This window comes from Acidovorax sp. IB03 (assembly GCF_016406015.1).
Classification (GTDB): domain Bacteria; phylum Pseudomonadota; class Gammaproteobacteria; order Burkholderiales; family Burkholderiaceae_C; genus Acidovorax; species Acidovorax temperans.
Genome location: NZ_JAEFCH010000076.1, coordinates 1 through 2739, shown reverse-complemented (window position 1 = coordinate 2739; position 2739 = coordinate 1). Strand labels below are relative to the sequence as shown.

The 2739-nt window shown below is 52.6% G+C and carries 1 protein-coding gene and 3 pseudogenes; all 4 read right to left on the bottom strand.

Going from position 1 to position 2739, the window contains the following annotated elements; genetic code table 11:
* A pseudogene (locus IHV84_RS20055) lies at nt 1-211 on the bottom strand (transposase zinc-binding domain-containing protein); the annotation flags it as partial.
* Nucleotides 205-681, bottom strand: a pseudogene (locus IHV84_RS20050) (enoyl-CoA hydratase-related protein); the annotation flags it as partial. The pseudogenes IHV84_RS20055 and IHV84_RS20050, both read right to left, overlap by 7 nt.
* Before the next feature lie 73 nt (nt 682-754).
* The gene (locus IHV84_RS20045) at nt 755-1948 is read right to left on the bottom strand and encodes a dienelactone hydrolase family protein (protein WP_233100153.1); all 1194 of its coding nucleotides are present in this window, start codon (nt 1946-1948) and stop codon (nt 755-757) included.
* A gap of 5 nt (nt 1949-1953) precedes the next feature.
* A pseudogene (locus IHV84_RS20040) lies at nt 1954-2646 on the bottom strand (carboxyl transferase domain-containing protein); the annotation flags it as partial.
* Between the last annotated feature and the right edge of the window lie 93 nt (nt 2647-2739).

Below are 2739 nucleotides of genomic sequence, written 5' to 3'. Positions count from 1 at the left end.
GTGCGATCACCCGCAGAAAGATGCGCAGCACCATGCTCAGCACCGCTCCGTCGCGTTGCATGAAGTACCGCAACCTCTTGGGCACGGAGAGCACCCACTGGCGCACCGGCAGGCGGGGGAATACGTGGTCGTTCAGGTGCGCTGCTGTCTCCACCATGCGCCGGGTGGTGCACGAGGGGCAGACTCCCCGGCCTTTGCAGGAGAACGCCGCGCTGCGCTCTCGCCCATCGCCTTGATGACATACGGCGAAATCGTCGCAGGAATCAGACCGAGCTTCACTTCGCTGAGGCAGTAATTCGCGCTATCGACACTGACCGCAATATCGCACGCAGCCACCAACCCCATGCCACCGGCATAACAATCGCCCTGCACTTTCGCGACCACCGGCTTGCTGCAACGATAAATCGCTGCCAGCATCGCCGCCAGCTGACCGGCATCGGCGAGATTTTCGGCATGCGTGTAATCCGCCATCTTTTTCATCCAGTTCAGATCAGCACCGGCACAAAACGCCGGGCCATTCGCTGCCAGCACAATCGCACGCACAGCCGCGTCCGCATCGAGTGCCTGAAACACCTGCGTGATTTCCGCTATCGTGGTTTCATTGAACGCATTGCGCACATCGGGACGATTCAGGGTCACGGTGGCAACCGCGTGTTGAATAGTGAGACTCAGGGTTTGCATACTGCACTTCCTTACGAATAGTTGGCCATCGTTATGAGGATTTTCTCATTGAGTTTTTTGACGATCTGAAAAATCACCGGAGTAACTGTTCCTTAGTGTTCGCTGATATTAGATTTTTCCAGACAACCTTATCATCCACCGCATAAGCCAAGCATTCCTTTTGCGCACGCTTTTTACAAATCGCCATTGCTTTTTCCAGCGCATCGGGCGTTCCTCCTGCATATCCGGCAAATTCACCGGCAGCATCCAAAACAAAGGCACGCGGAAGGTCTAATTCTAGAAATTTCACGTAGCGCTCCCGTATTTCAGCTTTGTTGACAGGTAAGCTGGCAGGCTCATGGATATTTGCAAAACCTGTGTCTTGAAAACTTCCGGGAGTGTGCGGAATGGGAACGCCTTGGCGACGCAAAAATTCGTCAACAACAGGCCGCCAGATAGAAAACCCTCGAGAGAAAAAAAAGTGTCCATTATCGCCAAACGCAGGCATAGCCCGGTATTCGGCAAGCTGACTGACCGGAGATTGTTTTTGAAACTCTGCAAACCATTGCTTAGGATAAACAGGGCCAAAATATTTATCGTTCTCGGTATAAATCCACAGACTCGGCACCTTTGCAGTTTTGCCGTAAAGCCCGAACATCTCTTTCAATAAATCAGGACGGCATGGCTCATTTGGCTGCGTCTCGGGATTGCCGCCACCACCGCCAGCAAAATTAATAGCGGCGATCAGACCTGAGGGATTCTTCGCAGCAAGCGTGATAGCAGTCGTACCACCATAGGATTGCCCAAGAACGACAATGCGCGCCGGATCGACATAACTTTGTTGCTTTGCATAGGCGATCACATCAAGCGTACTGCTTGCCGCAACTTCATACGCAGGTATATATTTTTTACCCGAACAAGTGCCCGAGTATTCAGGATCAGGCTCAGTTCCTGACTCACCATATCCAAGACGTGTCGGTACCCAAACGGCAAAACCACGGTTAACAAAATATTTTGTGGCCTGCAAAAAACGTTCGCGGCCTGGTTTAGAGCGATCTTTATAACTACGTCCATGCAATAAAATTGCGATCGGAAACGGTCCTTCACCATGCGGCCGAAACTGGGTCACGACCATGTCCTTAGTGATCACCTGATTAAATATGTTACTGACGGTGGTAGGAAGCTTAATCACCGATTCATTTAAAGCTGTGGATAATTGCTCCTCTGCCCGGGCAATTCCCGAACTTGCAGCCAGCATGAATACGCTAATCAGCGCATAGCGTTTCATATAACTTACATCCTGAATAAACCAAACTTCACATCCGGAATCGGCGCATTCAGCGCGGCGCTCAAGCCCAGCCCCAGCACCATGCGGGTATCGGCAGGGTCAATCACGCCGTCATCCCACAAACGGGCGGAGGCGTAATACGGGTGCCCCTGATGTTCGTATTGCTCTTTGATCGGTTGTTTGAATGCGGCTTCTTCGTCGGCGCTCCAGCTACCACCTTTGCCTTCTATACCATCGCGTTTCACGGTCGCCAGTACGCTGGCGGCCTGCTCGCCACCCATGACGCTGATGCGCGCATTCGGCCACATCCACATGAAGCGTGGCGAGAAAGCGCGGCCGCACATACCGTAATTGCCAGCACCAAAACTGCCACCGATAATCACAGTGAACTTCGGTACATTTGCTGTCGCTACGGCCGTCACCATCTTCGCGCCGTTACGCGCGATGCCTTCGTTTTCGTATTTGCGTCCGACCATGAAGCCAGTGATGTTCTGTAAAAATACCAGCGGAATTTTGCGCTGGCAGCACAGTTCAATGAAGTGCGTGCCTTTCAATGCGGACTCAGAAAACAAAATACCATTGTTCGCAATGATACCGACCGGCATGCCGTGAATATGCGCAAAGCCGCAGACTAAAGTCGTGCCGTAGCGCGCTTTGAATTCGTCGAAATGGCTGCCATCGACAATCCGCGCAATCAACGGATAGGAAATTCAACCGCATGAGGCCAAGTATGGCGCGAGTTTTGGGCCTCGAAACACGTTCGGCCAAGGAAGGTTGAGCGCTCGCTTGCC

Coding starts and splice junctions, on each gene's coding strand:
- IHV84_RS20045 (WP_233100153.1), bottom strand. CDS start 1,948: ATGAAACGCTATGCGCTGATTAGCGTATTCATGCTGGCTGCAAGTTCG.